This window comes from Sphingobium sp. LSP13-1-1.1 (genome assembly GCF_040676415.1).
Taxonomy (GTDB): domain Bacteria; phylum Pseudomonadota; class Alphaproteobacteria; order Sphingomonadales; family Sphingomonadaceae; genus Sphingobium.
The window spans coordinates 12165-13332 of sequence record NZ_JBEGHU010000024.1 but is presented as its reverse complement, the minus strand read 5'-3'; the positions used below and the strand labels follow the sequence as shown (position 1 = coordinate 13332).

1 protein-coding gene is annotated in these 1168 nt (G+C 57.7%); it reads left to right on the top strand.

All coding sequences use genetic code 11. From position 1 onward, the window contains the following. Positions 1–92 precede the first annotated feature (92 nt). Positions 93–1168, top strand: a 1076-nt coding sequence (locus MRBLSP13_RS14870; RefSeq protein ID WP_363755317.1) for a hypothetical protein, incomplete at its 3' end; no start/stop codon positions are given.

Below are 1168 nucleotides of genomic sequence, written 5' to 3'. Positions count from 1 at the left end.
ACTACTTCTGCTGGCCTACTCAGCACCTCGCGGTCCCGCTTTTCGTTCAGACAGCTGATCTGCTCGACACGTTCGGCCCTCTTCGTGAGGATATGGAGCTGCTCACTCAGCAGATCACAGACACCCTCGCGGCGCAGAACGTCACTCTGAGTTACAAGCAGGCCGTTGATCTTGCGAAAGCTGCCGTCGAACAGGCGCGCGATGTAGCCATTGCTGCTCGTGACGCTGCCGCGATCAGCGCCGGTGCTGCCGCTGGATCAGCTGGAACCGCAAACACTCACAAGGTCGCTGCCGAAATCTCGAAGATCGCTGCTGGCGTTTCCGAGGGCAACGCTCACACCTCCGAATTGAACGCCAAGGCCAGCGAGACAATCACGCTAGGCTACAAGAACACCACTCAGACCCTCAGAGACGAGACTGAGGATTTCAGGGACGAGGTAAACACCAAGAAGGTCGCGGTCGACGCTGCGCTTGCAGACGTAACCACAAAGCGAGGCGAAGCGATTGCTGCTGCCGATCAGGCCGATGATGCAAAGCTCGCCGCTCAGGACGCCGAAGCAGGGGCAATTGCTGCGCGTGACGCAACGCTCGTCCACAGGAATGCTGTCGCGGCCGATAAGCAGGCAGCAGAGCTTGCAGAGACAAATGCAGCTGGACACGAAGCAGGCGCACAGACGGCCCGCAACGGGGCAGAAACAGCCCTGCAAGACACCCTAGCGGTCAAAGCAGATGTCATTGCGAAGCGTGATGAGGTCCAGGTCGATAAAGCAGCGGTTGACGCTGCCGTGCTACAGGCACTCGGTTACAGGAACGAAGCTGAGCAGTTTGCACAGGTCACGCAAGATCCGTTGACCGCGACCACTATCGCAGCAGCGCTAGATTATGTGCCTGCAAGCACCGAAGGCGATGACTTCTCCGGTGACATCAACATGATGGATAGCGACTTGAGCTTCTATTACGGCTCAGGCGCAGTCGGCTCAATAGACGCGACCAGCACAGATGTTCGGTATTATGCCTACGGCACAAAGGGTCACTTTTTCCAGACTGCTGGCGGCGGCGACATTCGCTTTCCATCAACAGGCGGCATCACCGTTGGCCCGAACAATCAGGTCTTTCACCAAGGCAATTTCAATCCAGCGACAAAAGCCGATCTGACAGGCGGCACGTT